The organism is Kribbella sp. NPDC023855 (assembly GCF_040639475.1).
GTDB lineage: Bacteria > Actinomycetota > Actinomycetes > Propionibacteriales > Kribbellaceae > Kribbella.
In genome coordinates, this window is record NZ_JBFAAA010000002.1 from 442,347 (window position 1) to 459,955 (window position 17,609).

At 68.6% G+C, this 17,609-nt stretch carries 16 protein-coding genes; 2 read left to right on the forward strand and 14 right to left on the reverse strand.

Going from position 1 to position 17,609, the window contains the following annotated elements; all coding sequences use genetic code 11:
- Positions 1-7: 7 nt before the first annotated feature.
- The 7 genes from AB0F51_RS07775 to AB0F51_RS07805 form a co-directional block, all read right to left on the reverse strand.
- A complete protein-coding gene (locus AB0F51_RS07775) occupies positions 8-631 on the reverse strand; it encodes a response regulator transcription factor (protein WP_360275688.1) in 624 nt (207 codons plus the stop codon).
- Positions 628-1,776 (reverse strand): sensor histidine kinase, encoded by a 1,149-nt coding sequence (locus tag AB0F51_RS07780; protein ID WP_360275690.1) that lies wholly within the window; start codon positions 1,774-1,776, stop codon positions 628-630. The genes AB0F51_RS07775 and AB0F51_RS07780 overlap by 4 nt, the downstream gene beginning before the upstream one ends.
- Entirely contained in the window at positions 1,770-2,492 is a 723-nt protein-coding gene (locus AB0F51_RS07785) for an ABC transporter permease (RefSeq protein ID WP_360275692.1), read from the reverse strand. The genes AB0F51_RS07780 and AB0F51_RS07785 overlap by 7 nt, the downstream gene beginning before the upstream one ends.
- Positions 2,489-3,205 carry an ABC transporter ATP-binding protein gene (locus tag AB0F51_RS07790; RefSeq protein WP_360275695.1) on the reverse strand — a complete coding sequence of 239 codons (717 nt, stop codon included), beginning with the start codon at positions 3,203-3,205 and terminating at the stop codon, positions 2,489-2,491. The genes AB0F51_RS07785 and AB0F51_RS07790 overlap by 4 nt, the downstream gene beginning before the upstream one ends.
- 57 nt (positions 3,206-3,262) lie before the next feature.
- Positions 3,263-4,363: an aspartate-semialdehyde dehydrogenase gene (locus tag AB0F51_RS07795; RefSeq protein ID WP_360275697.1), complete on the reverse strand. Its 1,101-nt coding sequence runs from the start codon at positions 4,361-4,363 to the stop codon at positions 3,263-3,265.
- Complete coding sequence (locus AB0F51_RS07800) at positions 4,360-5,628, reverse strand: aspartate kinase (RefSeq protein WP_360275700.1); 1,269 nt, start codon at positions 5,626-5,628, stop codon at positions 4,360-4,362. The genes AB0F51_RS07795 and AB0F51_RS07800 overlap by 4 nt, the downstream gene beginning before the upstream one ends.
- A gap of 212 nt (positions 5,629-5,840) precedes the next feature.
- Entirely contained in the window at positions 5,841-7,067 is a 1,227-nt protein-coding gene (locus AB0F51_RS07805) for an MFS transporter (protein ID WP_360275702.1), read from the reverse strand.
- An 86-nt stretch (positions 7,068-7,153) separates the two neighbouring features.
- On the opposite strand from AB0F51_RS07805, the gene dinB reads away from it, so the two are divergent.
- The gene (gene dinB, locus AB0F51_RS07810) at positions 7,154-8,347 is read left to right on the forward strand and encodes a DNA polymerase IV (RefSeq protein WP_360275704.1); all 1,194 of its coding nucleotides are present in this window, start codon (positions 7,154-7,156) and stop codon (positions 8,345-8,347) included.
- Here dinB and AB0F51_RS07815 read toward each other — a convergent pair whose 3' ends face one another.
- The gene (locus tag AB0F51_RS07815; RefSeq protein ID WP_360275706.1) at positions 8,348-9,544 is read right to left on the reverse strand and encodes a Cmx/CmrA family chloramphenicol efflux MFS transporter; all 1,197 of its coding nucleotides are present in this window, start codon (positions 9,542-9,544) and stop codon (positions 8,348-8,350) included.
- A 191-nt stretch (positions 9,545-9,735) separates the two neighbouring features.
- Positions 9,736-10,308, reverse strand: coding sequence for a TetR/AcrR family transcriptional regulator (locus AB0F51_RS07820; RefSeq protein ID WP_360275709.1), 573 nt, complete (start codon positions 10,306-10,308; stop codon positions 9,736-9,738).
- Positions 10,309-10,452: 144 nt separating this feature from the next.
- On the opposite strand from AB0F51_RS07820, the gene AB0F51_RS07825 reads away from it, so the two are divergent.
- Positions 10,453-11,019 carry a dihydrofolate reductase family protein gene (locus tag AB0F51_RS07825; RefSeq protein WP_360275711.1) on the forward strand — a complete coding sequence of 189 codons (567 nt, stop codon included), beginning with the start codon at positions 10,453-10,455 and terminating at the stop codon, positions 11,017-11,019.
- Positions 11,020-11,027: 8 nt separating this feature from the next.
- On the opposite strand, the gene AB0F51_RS07830 is transcribed toward AB0F51_RS07825, so the two are convergent.
- The 5 genes from AB0F51_RS07830 to AB0F51_RS07850 all read right to left on the reverse strand — a co-directional run bounded on the left by AB0F51_RS07830 (position 11,028) and on the right by AB0F51_RS07850 (position 17,609).
- On the reverse strand, positions 11,028-11,528 hold the full coding sequence (locus tag AB0F51_RS07830) for a hypothetical protein (protein ID WP_360275713.1): 501 nt from the start codon (positions 11,526-11,528) through the stop codon (positions 11,028-11,030).
- A 183-nt stretch (positions 11,529-11,711) separates the two neighbouring features.
- Positions 11,712-12,374 carry a DUF5063 domain-containing protein gene (locus tag AB0F51_RS07835; RefSeq protein WP_360275716.1) on the reverse strand — a complete coding sequence of 221 codons (663 nt, stop codon included), beginning with the start codon at positions 12,372-12,374 and terminating at the stop codon, positions 11,712-11,714.
- Entirely contained in the window at positions 12,367-12,966 is a 600-nt protein-coding gene (gene recR, locus AB0F51_RS07840; protein ID WP_020391097.1) for a recombination mediator RecR, read from the reverse strand. Before recR ends, AB0F51_RS07835 begins: the two co-directional genes overlap by 8 nt.
- Before the next feature lies 1 nt (position 12,967).
- Positions 12,968-13,501 carry a YbaB/EbfC family nucleoid-associated protein gene (locus tag AB0F51_RS07845; protein WP_360275719.1) on the reverse strand — a complete coding sequence of 178 codons (534 nt, stop codon included), beginning with the start codon at positions 13,499-13,501 and terminating at the stop codon, positions 12,968-12,970.
- Positions 13,502-14,330: 829 nt separating this feature from the next.
- Positions 14,331-17,609, reverse strand: a complete 3,279-nt coding sequence (locus AB0F51_RS07850) for a DNA polymerase III subunit gamma and tau (protein ID WP_360275722.1) — start codon at positions 17,607-17,609, stop codon at positions 14,331-14,333.

The following is a 17,609-nucleotide window of genomic DNA, read 5'->3' on the forward strand; positions in this document are numbered from 1 at the left end:
GGCCGGATCAGCCGCCAGGCTTGAGCAATCCGGTCTCGTAGGCGACCGCGACAGCGGCTGCCCGGTCGTTCACCTCCAGCTTCGCGAACACGTGCAGGAGATGGGTTTTCACCGTCGCCTCGGTGATGAACAACTTCGTCGCGACATCCCGGTTCGTCGCTCCGCGCGCGACCAGGCCCAGTACTTCGAGCTCGCGGTCACTCAGCCGCTGCTGTTGCTGCTGGGGCGCCGTCAGGATTCCAGCCACGGTTGACGACAGCACGGTCTCCCCTCGGGCAGCAGCAAGTACTGCGTTACGCAGCTCAGCGCGCGGAGTGTCCTTCAGCAGATAGCCGATCGCGCCTTCCTTCATCGCCGGCAGCACATCGGCATCGTCGTCGAAGGTGGTCAGCACGAGGACCTGCACGCCTGGCGTCTGTTCGCGAAGCCGTCGGATCACTTCAGCGCCGTTCATCTTCGGCATCCGCAGATCCATCAACACCACATCAGGCCGGGTCCGCACCGCGACCACCAGAGCCTCAGGTCCATCGGCTGCCTCGCCGACCACTTCGAAGCTGTCATCCCCCGCGAAGATCCCGTGCAGCCCGTCCCGCACGATCGGGTGGTCGTCAACGATGAGCAAGCGGATCATGAGGTGCTCCCCTCGGGCGGAATGGCAGGGACAGTGGCCGAGATCCCAGTCCCTTGCCCGGGTGCCGTCTCGACCTCGAAGGCGCCGGCCAGCCGGGTGACGCGCTGGCGCATCGCGACCAGCCCGAAGCCCGCAGTACGGGCTGGGACGAAGCCGGCGCCGTCGTCGCGGACGTCGAGTGCGACGACGTCTTCCATATAGGAGAGGGTGATTCCGACGCGACTGGCCCGCGCGTGCTTGCTGACATTGGCAAGCGCCTCTTGAGCGACACGCAACAGCGCGACCTCGACCTCGACGTGCAGTGGCCGGGGTTCACCGGTGATTTCGACTGACGTGGTGACGACGCTGGACTCCGACCACTTGTCCGCAACCTCGTGCAGAGCGGTCGCCAACTGCGCGTCGTCCAACGGCGTCGGACGCAAAGCCTGGACGGAGCGGCGCGCTTCGGTCAACGCATCCCTGGCCAGCCCACGCACGGTTTCGAGCCGCTGGCCCGCACCGTCATCCGCTTCCAACTGGGTCAGGATGCCGGTGAGGCTCTGCGCGATCGTGTCGTGGATCTCCCGGGCCATTCGCTGACGTTCGTCCAACACACCGGCCTCGCGCGCCTGAGTCAGCAGCCGGGCTTGCAGTTCGGCGTTCTCCTCCGCGAGCTCCTGCAACTTGCCGATCATCAGCTTGCGCTGCTCGCTCTGCTCGGCGATCGCCCGCGTGGTCAGCCCGACCGCCGAGGCGATCAGTACGGCGACCAGGAACGAGAAGATCAACTCCCGGGCAGAACTCCCCGACCGAGCCCGTACGCCGACCAGTACGCCGGCCGTCGCCGCGACTCCGGCGTACGCCCACCAGCCGGGCAGCAAGGTGAAAGCCAGGACGAACGCACCGATCCCGGTGACGAAGAAGACCGAGTCGATCCTGAGCAACACGGCGAGAAAGGCCAGCAGCACAACGAAGTACGCGATCATCACGGCCGGGTGGCTGGCCCGGCGTCGATCGATCAGCAGCCAATGCCAGGCTCCGAGGGCGAGCGGTGCGACGAGGGCTTCTGGGCGCCAGTCCCGTAGTACGGCGAAGACGGCTGGAAGCAGGATGAACAGGTACGGAAGGATCGGCTCGGCGCGATCCCACCGCGAGTCATCTACCACCGGAAGGCCCGTACGGCGGCGCCGCCGGCGACCAGGGCTATCGCTGCCATGATGCTCAGGGTAAGCGGGGAAAGGGCATTACCGGCCCACGCGTCGCGGATCGTCTCGACCACCGGGGCCATCGGGGTCAGGTCGCCGATCGCCCGCATCGACTGCGAGGTGACCTCGCGCGGGATCATCGCGCCGGAGACGAACACCATCGGGAAGAAGACACTCAACCCGATCACGGTCGCGGCCCGCGCGTTGGGGACGAGAGCGCCGATCAGCAACCCGAGCGCGCCGAGGCTGAGCGCACCGAGCAACCAGGCCAGCAACACCGCGGCCACGTTCGCTGGAGCCGACAGGTCGAAGGCCGCGAACCCCAGCGCGATCAGCAGCACGGTCCCCAGCGCAGCCAGCAGCAGGTGGGCGACCCACTGTGAGCTGAAGACCAGCGCGGGCGAGGCAGGAGTCGCTTGCAACCGCTTGAGAATCCGCCGCTCCCGGTACTGCGCCAGCGTGGCCGGCAGCACCACCAGCGAGGCCAGGCCGATCACGAAGACGCTGAGCATCGGCACGGTCGCGTCGATCTCGGGCAGACCGCCTGGCAAGGGTTCGTCGCCGCGCAGCTTGACCCAGAGCAGCAGCGGCGGGAAGGCGAGCGCGAAGAAGGCCGACATCGGGTCGCGCATGACCAAGGAGAGCTCCACCGCGATGACGCGCCCCAGCCCCTTCACGACAGCGACCTTCCGGTCAGCGCGAAGAAGGCGTCCTCGAGGGAATCGCTGTGCTGCTGGGCGATCAGGGCCGCCGGTGTGTCCTCGGCGATCACCCGGCCGTGGTCGACGATCGCGATCCGGTCGCACAACGCCTCGGCCTCGTCCATGAAGTGAGTGACCAGGATGACGGTCACGCCACGATCGCGCAGCTCGCGGATCAACCCCCAGGTGGTCCGGCGGGCGATCGGATCGAGCCCGGTGGTGAGCTCGTCGAGGAAGACGACCTCCGGGTTGCCGACCAAAGCGAGCGCTATGAACAGGCGCTGCTTCCAGCCACCCGACAGGCTCCCGAACGCGGCCCGCTTCTTGTCAGCGAGACCCCACTCGGTGAGCAGCTCCCGCCAATCGGCGGGCCGGTCGTACAGGGCGGCGTACATGCGCAGTGCCTCGCCGACCCGGAGGGCGTCAGGCAGTGCCGCTTCCTGCAACTGGGCGCCGATCCGCTGGAGCAGTTCGCGCCGCTGCCTCTGCGGGTCGAGGCCGAGCACCCGGACCGTCCCGCCGTCCGGCCTGCGCAGGCCGGACGCGCACTCCACCACGGTGGTCTTGCCGGCCCCGTTCGGGCCGGCGATCCCGAAGATCTCTCCCTGCTCGACGCGCAGGGAGAGACCGTGCACCGCCTGGTTCGCCTGGTAGTTCTTCGCCAGGTTCTCGATCTCGATGACTGTCATGCATCGAGCGTCGCGGTTCGGCGACCACGGCGAATCAACCGATCGGTTGATGGCCCATCAGTGCTGGGCGGCGAACTCCTTGGCGACGACCTCGGCGATCTGGGCCGTGTTCAGGGCCGCGCCCTTGCGCAGGTTGTCGCCACAGACGAAGAGCTCGAGCGCCTGGTCGTCGTCCAACGAGCGACGGATCCGGCCGACCCAGGTCGGGTCGGTGCCCACCACGTCGGCCGGGGTCGGGAACTCCGCCTCGGCCGGGTTGTCGAAGACCAGCACGCCCGGCGCGTCTCGCAGTACCTCGCGGGCCTCGTCGACGTCGACCACCTGGCTGAAGCGCGCGTGCACCGACAGCGAGTGGGTGGTGATGACCGGGACCCGGACGCAGGTCGCGGAGACCTTCAGGTCCGGCAGGTTCAGGATCTTGCGCGACTCGTTGCGGACCTTGAGCTCCTCCGACGACCAGCCGTCGTCCTTGAGCGAACCGGCCCACGGCACGACGTTCATCGCCAGCGGAGCCGGGAACGGCCCGAGCGCGTTGCCGATCACCCGGCGGACGTCACCCGGCGTCGTACCGAGCTCGCGGTTGCCCGCCACCTTCATCAGCTGGTCGTACAGCGCGTCGATGCCTTCTTGCCCGGCCCCCGAGGCGGCCTGGTACGACGCGACGACAAGCTGCTCCAGCTCGTAGCGGTGGTGCAGCGCGCCCATCGCGACGATCATCGACAGCGTGGTGCAGTTGGGGTTCGAGATGATCCCCTTCGGCCGGTTGCGGGCTGCCTCGGCATTCACCTCGGGCACCACCAGCGGCACGTCGGGGTCCATCCGGAACGCGCCGGAGTTGTCCACCACGACGGCACCCTTGGCGGCCGCGACCGGCGCCCAGTGCAGCGACACCTCGTCCGGTACGTCGAACATCGCCACGTCGACGCCGTCGAAGGCCTCCGGGCTGATCGCGACGACCTCGACCTCCTCGCCGCGGACCTTCAGCCGTTTTCCTGCGGAGCGCTCGGATGCGATCAGCCGGATCTCGCCCCAGACGTTCTCCCGGGTCGAGAGCAGGGTCAGCATCACCGTGCCGACGGCGCCGGTGGCGCCGACGACGGCCAGTGTCGGCAGGCCCGTCCGGTCTTCGGTCTGATCGAAAGCGCTCACAGGTGTCACCGTCCAGTTCCTCCGTACACGACAGCTTGGGTCTGCTCGTCGTCCAGGTCGAATGCAGTGTGCGCCGCTGTGACGGCCGCGTCCACCAGGTTCTCGTCGACGACCACCGAGATCCGGATTTCGGATGTCGAGATCATCTCGATGTTCACGCCGGCGTCGGCCAGCGCGGAGAAGAACTTCGCCGACACGCCCGGGTGTGAGCGCATGCCGACGCCGACGACCGACACCTTGCCGATCTGGTCGTCGTAGAGCAGCTGCTCGTAGCCGACCTCGTCCTTCATCCGGGCCAGCGCGGACATCGCCCGGGCCCCGTCGACGCGGGGCAGCGTGAAGGAGATGTCGGTGCGGTTGGTGGCGACCGCCGACACGTTCTGCACGATCATGTCGATGTTCGTCTCGGCCCCGGCCACCGTCTCGAAGATCCGGGCCGCCTCACCGGGCTTGTCCGGCACCCCGACGACGGTGATCTTGGCCTCGTTGCGGTCCTGGACCACGCCGGAGATGATCGCCTGTTCCATGTTCTTCAGTTCCTTCGCATCGACGACCCAGGTGCCTTCCTTCTGGGAGAAGGAGGAGCGCACGTGGACGGGGACGTTGTAGCGCCGCGCGTACTCGACGCAACGCAGGTGCAGCACCTTCGCGCCGCAGGCGGCCATCTCGAGCATCTCCTCGTAGGAGATCATCGGGATGTGCTTGGCGGCCGGCACGATCCGCGGGTCCGCGGTGAAGATGCCGTCGACATCGGTGTAGATCTCGCAGTAGTCCGCCTCCAGCGCCGCGGCCAGCGCGACCGCGGTGGTGTCGGACGCGCCGCGGCCCATCGTGGTGATGTCCTTGGTGTCCTGCGCGACGCCCTGGAAGCCGGCCACGATCGCGACGTGGCCCTCGGCCAGCGCGTCCTCGATCCGGCCCGGGGTGATGTCGATGATGCGGGCGTTCCCGTGCGCGGCGGTGGTGATCACCCCCGCCTGCGAGCCGGTGAACGAGCGCGCCTCGTAGCCGAGGTTCGCGATCGCCATCGCCAGCAGCGCGGCGGAGATCCGCTCACCCGAGGTGAGCAGCATGTCCAGCTCCCGCGGCGGGGGCAGCGGTGAGACCTGCTTGGCCAGGTCCATCAGTTCGTCGGTGGTGTCACCCATCGCGGAGATCACCACCACGACGTCGTTCCCGGCCTTCTTCGTCGCGACGATCCGTTGGGCCACGCGCTTGATGCAATCGGCGTCAGCGACCGAAGAACCGCCGTACTTGTGCACGACGCGTCCCACAGAGTCTCCTCATTGCTTGAATCCCCAGCGGTCCTGCGCTGGTTGCGGTACGCCGTGCGGCGCTGCACCGGGCGTAGTCGTTCGGGCTCATTCTAGCCGTGATCTTCTCGTTGCCTACGGGCCGACCACCGACTGGTCCACCCGTCCGGCGGCGCGCGGGGCGGCCCGGAGGAAGTCCAGCCGGGCCGCGATCCGGCCGCAGACCTTCTTTGTCAGACCTCTTGAGGCACTGTCTGCGGTACGACGGGTTCCGCGTCCCGCTCGTCGGCCGGGCTGTGCGGCGGGACCCGCAGTACGGTCGCGGCCGCGGCGAGGGTGAGGAGCGCGGCCATCACCCAGACGTAGCGGACGCCGAAAGTCTCGACGACCACGCCTGCGACGGCTGAGCCGACAGCGCCGCCTGCCATCCCGGCACTCTGCATCCAGCCGAAGATTTCGGTCTTGACCGACTCCGGCGTCATGCTGCCCAGCCGCTCGTAGAGCGCGGCGACCATGGGCGCCAGCCCACACCCTGACAGCATCAGAGCGAATCCGAGCGACACAGGCGACCAGGTGGCGAAGGCACAGAGCAGCATGCCGGCCGAGACGAGGAGGGTCCGCCGCCAGACGTACGACTTGCGGCGGCCGGGCAGCGCACCGGCCAAGATGCCGCCGGCCAGACTGCCGATCGCCCAGACCGCTTCCAGCCCACCGGCGATCAGGCGATTACCGTGCGCGTCCGCGAACGCCACGATCCCGAGCGAGACCGACGCGAACGCCGTGACAGCGAACGCGAACGCAAGAATCAACGGCAACCGATGGCGATGCCAGAGCAGCTGCGGCGCGGTCAGCCGCGCACCCTTCGACTCGTCATGCGGGACCGCCGGAGGCTGCCGCAGTCCGAACCACCAGATCGAGATCCCGGCCGCGACAGCAGCAGTCAGTACTCCGGCCCGCGGGCTGGCGAAGCTGACGATCAGAGCACCCAGCATTGGGCCGATCGCGAACAAGACCTCCGCCGCCGTCGCGTCCAGCGCATAGGCGACCCGCAGCCGTGAGCCCTGGACGATGCGCGGCCAGGCAGCTCGCAGAGTCGACCCGACCGGCGAGACGAACGCCCCGGCCAGTCCAGAGATCACCGGCATCAGCCGGTACGACTCGGACGGCAGCAGGGCGAGCACGGCCATCGCCACGCCCCAGGCGACTCCGGTGCCGATCACGACGCCCCGGGCACCACGACGATCGGCCAGCCGCGACCAGACCGGCCCGCCGACCGTCATACCGACGGAGTACGCGCCCGCTACGACACCGGCCCAGCCGAAGTTGCCGGCGGCGTCCTTGGCGAGGAAGGACATCGGTACGAGCGACGCGATGACAGGGAGACGCGCGACGATCGCCGCGGTCAGCAGGGCGAAAACGCCCCGCGTCTGCCAGAGCGCACGGTAAGCCGACAGGTCCATGAGCCGCATTCTGTCCTGTCGCACCGGCGTTGCGCCTCGGGATTTCTCCCTATTCGGGCAGTCCGAGAGTATGCGAACATGTGTTCGTGCCCGACGGCGAAGCGACCATTCTGCATGCCGACCTGGACGCGTTCTACGCGTCGGTCGAGCAGCGGGACGATCCACGCCTGCGCGGCCGCCCGGTGATCGTCGGCGCCGGGGTGGTGCTCGCCTGCAGCTACGAGGCCAAGGCGTACGGCGTCCGCACGGCGATGAACGGCGGCCAGGCGTTCAAGCGCTGCCCGCAGGCGATCGTGGTCCAGCCGCGCATGTCGGCGTACTCGGAGGCCTCGAAGGCGGTCTTTCGCGTCTTTGAGAACACCACGCCCCTGGTCGAGGGCCTCTCGATCGACGAGGCGTTCCTCGACGTCGGCGGGCTCCGCAAGATCGCCGGTACGCCGATCGAGATCGCCCGGCGGTTGCGGGCCGAAGTACTGGCCGAGGTTGGGTTGCCGATCACGGTCGGGGTGGCGCGGACGAAGTTCCTCGCGAAGGTGGCGAGTGGGGTGGCGAAGCCGGACGGGTTGTTGGTGGTGCCGCCCGATCGGGAGTTGGAGTTCTTGCATCCGCTGGCGGTCGAGCGTTTGTGGGGCGTCGGTGAGGTGACCGCTGAGAAGCTGCGGAATCGTGGGCTGACGACTGTTGGTGATGTCGCGATGCTGCCTGAGGCGGCGCTGGTGGCGATGCTTGGCAGGGCGTCGGGGCGGCATCTGCATGCGCTGGCGCACAACCGGGACCCGCGGCCGATCGAGGTCGGGCGGCGCCGGCGGTCGATCGGGTCGCAGCGGGCGCTGGGCCGGTCGCCGAAGTCGCCGGAGACGCTGGACGCAGTACTGGCCGGGCTGGTCGATCGGGTGACGCGGCGGATGCGGTCGGCGGGGCGGGCTGGGCGGACGGTGACGTTGCGGCTGCGGTTCGACGACTTCAGCCGGGCGACCCGGTCACATACGTTGCCTCAGGCAACTGGTCAGACGCGGGCGATCCTGGTCACGGCGCGGTCGCTGATGGCGACGGCGCGGCCGATGATCGAGAAGCAGGGCATCACGATGGTCGGCATCTCGGTGGGGAACTTGGAGAACGAGGCGAGCGTGCAGCTGGCGTTGCCGTTCGACAAGGCCAGTAATGACGAGCTTGATTCCGCACTGGATGGGGTGCGCGACAAGTTCGGCAGCGATGCGGTGACGCGGGGCAATCTGCTGGGCCGGTCTCAGGGTCTTGCTGTTCCGATGCTGCCGGACTGATCAACTTGTGGTCGCGCAGGTGATTTTTTGTTGCTGCGCTTGGGTTTTCGCCGGGGCTGGGCGGGTGGCGGCGAGGATGACGGTGAGGAGGGCGAGGGTGCCGATGGCGGCACCGATCCAGCCCAGCGCGGCGTACCCGGCGCCGGCTTCGATGGCGATCCCGCCCAGCCAGGGTGCGACGGTGATGCCGACGTTGAACGCGGAGATGTTGACCGCCGCCGCGAGAGTCGGGGCACCTTCGGCCAGGCTGAACACCCGGGTGTTGACGGCCGGGTTGGTGGCGAAGCCGAAGGCGCCGAGCAGTGAGATCAGCGCGATGGCAACGACCGGCTGAGCGGCCCACAAGGCGATCCCCACGGACAGGGCGATGAGTCCGCTGATGCCGATGAGGAGGGTGGCGAAGGGGCGTTCGTCGGAGGTGCGGCCGCCGATCGTGATGCCGATCAGCGCGCCCGCGCCGTACAGGGCAAGTACGGCTGGCACCCAGCCTTCGGACAGGCCGGTGACGTCGGTGAGTAGCGGCGCGAAGTAGCTGAAGGTGACCAGTAGAGCGCCTGTGGACAAAGCGGTTGTGGAGTAGGCCAGCCAGAGGCGCGGGTTTGCCATTGCGCGGAGTTCGGCGGAAATTCGCGGAGCGTGGGTGCGGTCTGGGGTGGTCCGCGGAACGGTTGCTAGCACCCCGGCCATCGCGACTGTGGACATCAAGGCGACGCACCAGAAGGCGGCTCGCCAACCGAGGTGCTGACCCACGGCCGTTCCCGCGGGTAGTCCGACGATGGTGGCGACGGTGAGACCGCCGGCCACGATGCTCATCGCCCTGCCGCGTCGATCGTCTTTGACCAGCCCCACTGCGGTGACTGCGGCTACGGCCCAGAATCCGGCGTACACGAAGGCTCCTACAGCCCGGGTGGCGAGCAGTACTTCGTAGTTCGGCGCGAGTGCTCCGACGACATGGGTGAGCGCGAAGACCGCGAGGAAGGTCAGCAGCGCAGTACGGCGCGGCCAGCGGAGCGTGACGACTGCCAGCACCGGGGCTCCGATCAGCATCCCGATCGCGAAGGCCGAAATCAGCAGCCCGGCATCCGAGATGGAGACACCAAGATCCTGGGACAACTCCGGGAGCAATCCGGTCAGCATGAGCTCCGAGGTGCCTTGAGCGAAGATCGCAAGCCCCAGCACGTAAATGGCAATGGGCATGACTGAATTCCTTCCGTCGAAGGGTGTTTCACCGTCGGGCCGGACGGCGAGGGCGATAGCCGCAGCGCCAGACCGCGGTCAGTGCGGGTGGCAGCGTGCGGTGCGGGTGGCAGCGTGCGGTGCGGGTGGCGGCGAGCAGTTTGGGTGGCGGCGTGCGCTCCGGGTGGCAGCGCGCAGTTCGGGTGGCAGCGTCAGAGAGCGGTGAGGGCGGTGCTGGCGACTGACTCGAGGGCGGCGCGGTCGGCGCCGCTGCGGGCAAGCACCCGCAGGCCGCTGATCGTCGCCACCACGAACCGGGCCAGACTCTCCGCGTCCTTGTCCGCCGCGATCTCGCCGGCGCGCTGACCGGCCTCGATCGCAGCAACCAGCGCAGCCAGCCGGATCTCCTGGTCGCGCCGCAGCCGATCGGCGATCGCCGGGTCATGCGGAGCAAGCTCGACCATCGAGTTGACCACCAGGCAGCCAAGCGGGTCCTGCTCATCCGGCTCCACCGCCCACCAGAGCACCGTGCGGATCTTCTCCCGCGCCGGCAACTCACCACCCAGCAACTCCAGCGCAGCAGCAGTCTTCAGCTCGATATACCGACCGAGTGCCTTCTCGAACAACTCCCGCTTACTAGCGAACGTGTTGTAAATACTGCTGCGCCCGAGCCCGGTCGCCTCACACAGATCCTGCGTAGACGTCCCTTCGTAGCCATGCGCCCAGAACGCCCGCATCGCGGCATCCACCGCCCGCTCCTCCACAAACCCTCTCGGCCGCGCCATACCCGCACCGTAACACATTCTGAACCAATCGATCCAAAACTCTTCGGCATCTTGTGAGAGGTGATGTCGGATCGGGGCCGAGCTGTTCGTAGCAGGGGTGAGGAACCGCCAACGGGAGCGGTCCCCAGACATCAGGAGAGCATCATGAGCGCCACCTACACCTTCGACATCTTCTCCAGCCTCGACGGCTACTCGAACAGCACGACGTTCGGCGGCTACTTCGGCAAACAAGGTCCCGAGCGGCTCGACCACCGCTTCACCCAGTACGGCGAGGAGCAGCGGTTGGTCCTCGGCGCCAACACCTACCGAGCCCTCTCATCGATCTTGAGCAACACGGGATCTGGGGCACTCGACCCATGGGTCACCCGGATGCGGAACCTGCCGACGACAGTCGTGTCGAACACCCTCGACGGACCGCTCGACTGGGATGCGACCGTCCTGAGCGGCAACGCCGTCGACGCGATCGCCCAACTCAAGAAGGAGTCAACGGTGCCGCTGCGCTCGCACGGAAGCCTGACGCTGAACCGCGCACTGCTGGCCGCCGGCCTGGTCGACCGGGTCCAGGTGACGCTCTTCCCCGTGATCACCGGTCAGAGCGGGCTGGGCCGCATCTTCGACGACGCGGCCGACTTCGACCTCGAACTGATCGAGAGCCGCACCCTCGACGGCCACACCCAGGAACTCATCTACCGCCCCACCCTCCACCCCTGAGCGGGTCTTCAGGGCCGTGGGTAACCGATCTCGGCGATGTCGTCCTTGAGGTCCTTCAACATGACCTCGGGATTCAGCGCGGTGACGATCTCCTCGGTGAGCGGCATCAGCGCATAAACGTGATGAACCGCGTCGAGCTCCAACGCAACCTCGTAGCAGTCCTCGGCAAACGTCAGATACGCCTCCGGCCGCCCATCCGCAAGCAATTCGAACAGCCGCTCGGCCCCATCCTTCTCAACACCCTCAACCGGTCCACACTGCCAACCGTCATCACCGGTACGACGCCAAAAACAGACCGTGGCCATCGCAATCCCGTTCTCATCCCTGAACGCAGGCTCGTCGAGTTGCGAAGCGAAGACATCCGGCACGCCGTCGAACAGCCCCGGCCAAGTGGTACTTCGGTCGTCGGACACATACGGCGACATCGGTGACTCGTGATCGAACCCACGCGCAAAGGCACCCTCTGGCGAGAACACAATCGCGTACTGATCCCCGGACCCGTTGTCCATCAGAGCCGTCTCCTCGGTCTCCGACCACCGCGAGTCGAAGCCGAAGTACCGATGCTCCAGCGCAGGACTCAGTACCGCATCAAGCATCGCCAGCGCACGACTGGCCCGCCGAACCTGGTCGATAGCAGGCAGCCGGGCAATCAGTTCATGAACGGACACGGGTGCGGTTCGTAGTACCGGCTGTCAGCGGCGTTGGACTACTTCTTCGGCTACCTCGACCAGTTCGCGGTCCGTGGCCTCGGTTTCGGGGTCGTGGGCCGGCTCCAGCCGGTCGTGGGCGATCAGCGACTGGATGGCCCGCAGTACTGCGCTCGCCGCCGCGCCCCAGGTGGACACGTAGGAGAACTGCCACCACCAGAGCGCCTCGATGACCCGGCCCTCTTCGTAGTGCGCGAGCCCGTGCACGAGGTCGGTCGCGATCGCCGTCAGGTCGTCGGACAGCCGGTTGACGGTGATCTCCGGCGGTGCGGCGTACGGGTCGAAGACCTCGGCGTACTCGTCCAGGCCCTCGAACAGGATCGCCAGCCGGTCGCGCATCGCGTCGAGGTCCGGGTCCGGACCCGCGTCGCTCTCGAACCGCTCCTCGGGCACGAAGTCCTCGAACGCGCCCAGCCGCCCACCGGCCAGCAGCAGCTGGCTCACCTCGAGCAGAAGGTACGGCAGCGAGGCGAGACCCTCGTCGACACCGTCCTCGTCGGGTTGCGCGGCGATGTCCCGCACGGAGATCAGGAAGCTGCGCACCTGATCGGCGATCTGTTCGGCGAACTCGAGCAGATCCTCGGAGTCCGTCCCCAGCGCCCGCTCGGCGATATCCACTGGGCCAGCACTATCGGTTGATTCAGTCATCGATCGATCGTCGCCCTTCAAACGCCCGTCCGAGTGTGACCTCGTCGGCGTACTCGAGATCACCGCCTACTGGAAGTCCACTAGCCAAACGGGTGACGCGCAACCCCATGGGCCGCAGCAAGCGGCTCAGGTACGTCGCTGTCGCCTCACCCTCCAGGTTCGGGTCAGTGGCCAGAATAATCTCGGTCACCTCTCCGCTGGCCAGCCGCTGCATAAGTTCCCTGATCCGCAGCTCGTCCGGCCCGATCCCCTCGATCGGCGAGATCGCGCCGCCGAGGACGTGGTAGCGGCCGCGGAACTCGCGGGTCCGCTCGATCGCCACGACGTCCTTGGCCTCCTCGACCACGCAGATCAGCGCGAGGTCGCGACGCGGGTCGCGGCAGATCCGGCACTGCGTCTCCTCCGAGACGTTGCCGCAGATCTCACAGAACTTGACCTTCTCCTTCACCTGCACGAGCACGTGCGCGAGCCGGCGTACGTCGGTCTCGTCGGCCGAGAGCAGGTGGAAAGCAATACGCTGCGCGGACTTCGGACCGACTCCGGGAAGCCGGCCAAGCTCGTCGATGAGGTCCTGAACGGCCCCTTCGTACACGTCAGCCCGGGTTCTGACCGGACGACCCGGCCGTACCTGAGGCGCCGGAGCCGTCGCTCGAGCCGGGGGTGCCGGTCGGGCCAGACGTGCCCGGGGTGCCGGTCGGGCCTGGGGTGTCCGGCCTGCCGAAGCCGATGCTGGGCTTGCTCGTGGATTCGTCCTCGTCGTCAGCGCCGCCGAAGACTCCTTCGAGACCCGGCAGACCACCGCCGAGACCACCGGCCAACGGGCCCATCGCGTTCGCGGCAACCTGCTTGGCGTTCTCCGAAGCGTCCCGGACCGCCGCCACGATCAGATCGGCCAGCGTCTCCGTGTCGTCAGGATCCACGGCCTGCGGCTTGATGGTCAGACTCAGCAGCTCACCGGTACCGGAAACAAGCGCGGTCACCAGCCCACCACCGGCGCTGCCCTCGATCTCCTGGCTCTCAAGGTTCGCCTGAGCCTCCATCAACTGGCTCTGCATCGCCTGCGCCTGGGCCAGCAGGTTGGACATGTCGAAACCACCAGCGCCCTGCGAACCGCCACCGTCGAACACCGCGATCTCCCGTCCGATCCCATTGCCAGTCCCACTTGCTCCCCGAGCCTAGCCGGTCCCCCGGACAACCCACCCCGCCAGGCACCACCCCACCGGAAACCGACAAGTATCCCAACCCCTTTCCACAAGTTGTGGACACCTTTATCCACACCCTGTGCACAACCCCACCTCCCCGCCCACCCCCCTCCCCACCCCCTGTGGACAACCCCAGCCCCACCCACCCCGCAAGTGGATCGACGTGGTGCGTGTGGCCGGTGACCGCGGTGGCGCGGCTGCCGACGGCTGTTGCTGGGGGATCGGTCAGCGGCGTGCGGTGGTGGTGAGGTGCCGGGGCGAAGGGCCGGGGGGGGCGAGATGCGGTGGTGGTGGTGGTGGTGGTGCTGTGGTGGTGGTGGTGCTGCGGTGGTGGCGGTGCTGCGGCGGAGGTGCTGCGGTGGTGGTGCTGCGGCTGCGGTGGTGCTGCGGCGGAGGTGCTGCGCCTACCGGCGGTGGTGGTGCTGCGGCGGAGGTGCTGCGCCTACCGGCGGCGAATGTGCGGCCGCAGCCAGCAACAGCCGCACTCACCGGACTACCTGGCGACCGGGCGACGCGGCGTCCGAGGTACATCGACGGCGGTGCGCCGCGCCTGGTCTGCGGCGCCGGATGATCCGTTGGCGCAGTCTGTGGGCTGGCCCCGGGCGCCACACACGGGCGGGCGTGCAGGTCGGTTGTTTGCCGGGCCTGCGGGGTTGCGGTGGGTGGTGCTGGCCGTTTACGCCGAGGCGTCAGCGTTCGCGGGAGGCTGTACCGCAGGCCGTGCTGCTGTCTCCTCACCGATCTAGCGGTGGGGTTAGTTGGGTTCTTCGCTGATGATTTGGGCGCCTAGGGTTTCGGCTAGTAGGTCGGTGTGGCTGCGGGAGTCTTCTTCGAGGACGATGTCGTCGTCGCCGATTGCTTCCGCCTCCTCCTCCGGTGTCAGCGGGGCTTCCTCGACATGTACCTGGGCGGCGCGCCGACTCTGCTCGGCCGCGACAGCTGCCTCCGCCGCGCGGCGCTTGCTCGCCGCCTGGGTGCGGCGATCCTCGGTGGCCGGCGCCGGGTTCGCAGCCGGCGCGGGCGGTCCGCCAGCTTGCTGGTCCGCCTGCAACCCCGCCTGCTCGTTCCCCGCATCCCGTACTACGACCGTGGGCGAACCCGCCGCTCCCAGCTGACCCGCCGCGTTCTCCGACACCCGTACTGCGGTCGCCACCGCACCACCAGCCGCACCCCCGCCGACGGAGGCGTTCGCAGTACCAGCAGCCGACGCGAAGTCCTGCCCTGCTCCAACACCCCCATTGGCCGCACCGCCGGCACCAGGACCGCCCGCACCGCCAGCGTTCGCACCGCTGGTGTTCGCGCCGCCGGTGCTTGCGCCGCCGGCGCTTGCGCCGCCGGTGTTTGCCCCGCCGGTGTTCGCTCCGGAGCCGTTGGCGCCGGACGCGTTCGCGCCGCCTGCGCCGTTCGGCGCGCTTGCTGCATTCCCCATGCCGGGACCCGAGTGGCCGCCAGTCGGTGCGTTGCTCCCGGAGCCTCCCGAGGCTCCCGCATCGCCCGCTTGCCCACCACCGCCTGGCGCTACGCCACTGCCGCCTGTCGCACCGCCTGCCGATGCCCCACCGCCAACGCCGCCTGCCGCACCGCCGCCTGCTGGTGCGCCAGCTCCACCTGCCGCACCGCCTGCTGGTGTGCTAGCTCCACCTGCCGCACCTCCTGCCGGTGCGCCGCCGCCAACGCCACCTGCCGCGTTGCCACCTGCCTGCGCGCTGCCGGCTGGTGCCGCGCCTGCTGGTGCATTTCCGCCGGCTGGTGCGTAGCTGCCCGGTGCGTTGCCGGGGTTGGGCGAAGTGGCGGGGGCGTCCCAGGATGACGAGGGTGGCGCGCTGGCTGACTGAGGCGCTGCGGGTGCTGTTGCGGTCGGATCGCTGGACGGGTCGACCACCGCTTCCACCCGGCGGTTGAGGCCGAGGGTGTCGATCATCGCCTGTCGGAGGATCTCGTCGCTACCGGATCGGGCGAAGCTCTCCCGTGCGCCGGCGTTCACGAGTCCGAGCGTGAGTGTCTGCTCGTCGATCGCGATCACCTGGGCGTTCTGGCTGAGCATGATCCAGGCGAACCGCCGCTTGGCCTTCACCGCCTCGAGGATCTGCGGCCACAGCCGTCGAACATCAACCAGCCCGACCGACCCGGACGACGTCCCCGCCGCCAAAGGCCCGGCACCCTGAGCCGGCACGTTCGAACTGGCAGAGGCAGCGCTCGGCGCAGCCGCGGCTGCAGGAGTCACATTCGGAGCCGCCGCACCCGACCCGCCTTGCGCGGATCCGCCCGTCGGCTCATCGCCCCATGCCCCGGACCGGGACCCAGTGTTGTTGACCAGAGCCGGCGCGGCCTGCGCGGCCGCAGCCGCCGGCGCGGACCCGCTCATGGACCCCCGCCCCTGCTCCTGGCCTGCATTCCCACCGACCTGCCCCGAGCCACCTGCCGCAGCTCCAGCCGGATCAGCCCCACCTGCCGGCGCCGAGCCAGCGTGCCCCGCAGGTCCACCTGCGGCTGCCTGCCCAGACGCCGCTCCTTGGCCAAACCCTGCTGCCTGCCCAGACGCTGCTCCCTGCCCTGCCGCCGCTGCCTGCCCCGCCGCCGCCAGCTGCCCAGCATCCCGTCCGGCCTGCGCGGCCGGTTGCCCGACTGGCACGCCAGGTTGCCCGGCTGCCATACCTGACGGGACGGCCTGCATGCCCGACTGGCCAGTGTGCCCAGCAGCAGGCTGATCCGCGTAGCCACCGCCAGGCGCAGTACCGGCCGGACCGACCCCACCAGCCGCGCCACCGAAGTTCGCAGTACCGGCAACAGGCGCAGTACCGGGTGCTCCGCCTGTGATGGTGAGGCGGCGTTCCATGCGGTCGAGGCGGGCCTGGATGCCGTTGGTGGAGTCGTCAGCGCCAGGCAGCAGTACCTTGGCGCAGATCAGTTCCAGCTGAAGGCGCGGAGCCGTCGCGCCGCGCATCTCCAGCAGACCGGCCGCGACGATGTCGGCCGCGCGGGTCAGCTCGGCCGGGCCGATGCCTGCCGCCTGGGTCTGCAACCGCTCGCCCTGGTCCTCCGCCGCCTCGATCAGCCCGGAGGCCACCGCGTTCGGCACCGCAGACAAGATCACCAGATCACGCAACCGCCGAAGCAGGTCCTCGGCGAAGCGCTTCGGGTCTTGCCCGGTCTCGATGACCTTCTCGATCGTTTTGAACACGGCCTTGCTGTCGTGCGCCGCGAACCCGTCCACGCACGCGTCGAGCAGCGAGTCCGGCGTGAAACCGAGCAGCTGTACGGCGAGCCGATACGTCACACCCTCGGCGTCGGCACCACCCATCAACTGGTCGAGCACGCTCAGCGAGTCACGCACCGAGCCCGCACCCGCGCGGACCACCAGCGGCAACGCGGCCGGCTCGATCGTGACGCCCTCGGACTCGCACAGGGTCGCCATGTAGTCGGCGAGCGCCTTCGGCGGGACGAGCCGGAACGGGTAGTGGTGGGTGCGCGACCGGATCGTGCCGATCACCTTGTCGGGCTCGGTCGTCGCGAAGATGAACTTCAGGTGCGGCGGCGGCTCCTCGACCAGCTTCAGCAGGGCGTTGAAGCCCTGCGTGGTGACCATGTGCGCCTCGTCGATGATGTAGATCTTGTAGCGGCTCTCGACCGGCGCGAAGAAGGCCCGCTCGCGCAGGTCGCGCGCGTCGTCCACCCCACCGTGCGAGGCGGCGTCGATCTCGATCACGTCGATGCTTCCGGGACCGCCGCGGGCCAGGTCGGTGCAGGACTTGCAGACCCCGCACGGCTCGGCGATCGGGCCCTTCTCGCAGTTGATCGCGCGGGCCAGGATCCGGGCGCTGGTCGTCTTGCCACAGCCGCGCGGACCGGAGAACAGGTAGGCGTGGTTGACCCGGTTGTTGCTCAGCGCGTTCCGCAGCGGAACAGTGACATGGTCCTGCCCGATCACCTCGGAGAACGTCTCCGGGCGATACCGGCGGTACAACGCAAGGGGTGCTTCCACGACGGCAACCCTAGCGCCGAGCGCCGACAAATCCTCCCCGCCGTCCTCCAA

What these genes read in the sequence shown, in the direction of transcription:
- AB0F51_RS07775 (WP_360275688.1), bottom strand. Translation starts at nt 631, where the DNA reads ATGATCCGCTTGCTCATCGTTGACGACCACCCGATCGTGCGGGACGGG.
- AB0F51_RS07790 (WP_360275695.1), bottom strand. Translation starts at nt 3,205, where the DNA reads ATGACAGTCATCGAGATCGAGAACCTGGCGAAGAACTACCAGGCGAAC.
- AB0F51_RS07805 (WP_360275702.1), bottom strand. Translation starts at nt 7,067, where the DNA reads ATGGACCTGTCGGCTTACCGTGCGCTCTGGCAGACGCGGGGCGTTTTC.
- AB0F51_RS07815 (WP_360275706.1), bottom strand. Translation starts at nt 9,544, where the DNA reads ATGCCCATTGCCATTTACGTGCTGGGGCTTGCGATCTTCGCTCAAGGC.
- AB0F51_RS07820 (WP_360275709.1), bottom strand. Translation starts at nt 10,308, where the DNA reads ATGGCGCGGCCGAGAGGGTTTGTGGAGGAGCGGGCGGTGGATGCCGCG.
- AB0F51_RS07825 (WP_360275711.1), top strand. Translation starts at nt 10,453, where the DNA reads ATGAGCGCCACCTACACCTTCGACATCTTCTCCAGCCTCGACGGCTAC.
- AB0F51_RS07830 (WP_360275713.1), bottom strand. Translation starts at nt 11,528, where the DNA reads ATGGACAACGGGTCCGGGGATCAGTACGCGATTGTGTTCTCGCCAGAG.
- AB0F51_RS07835 (WP_360275716.1), bottom strand. Translation starts at nt 12,374, where the DNA reads ATGACTGAATCAACCGATAGTGCTGGCCCAGTGGATATCGCCGAGCGG.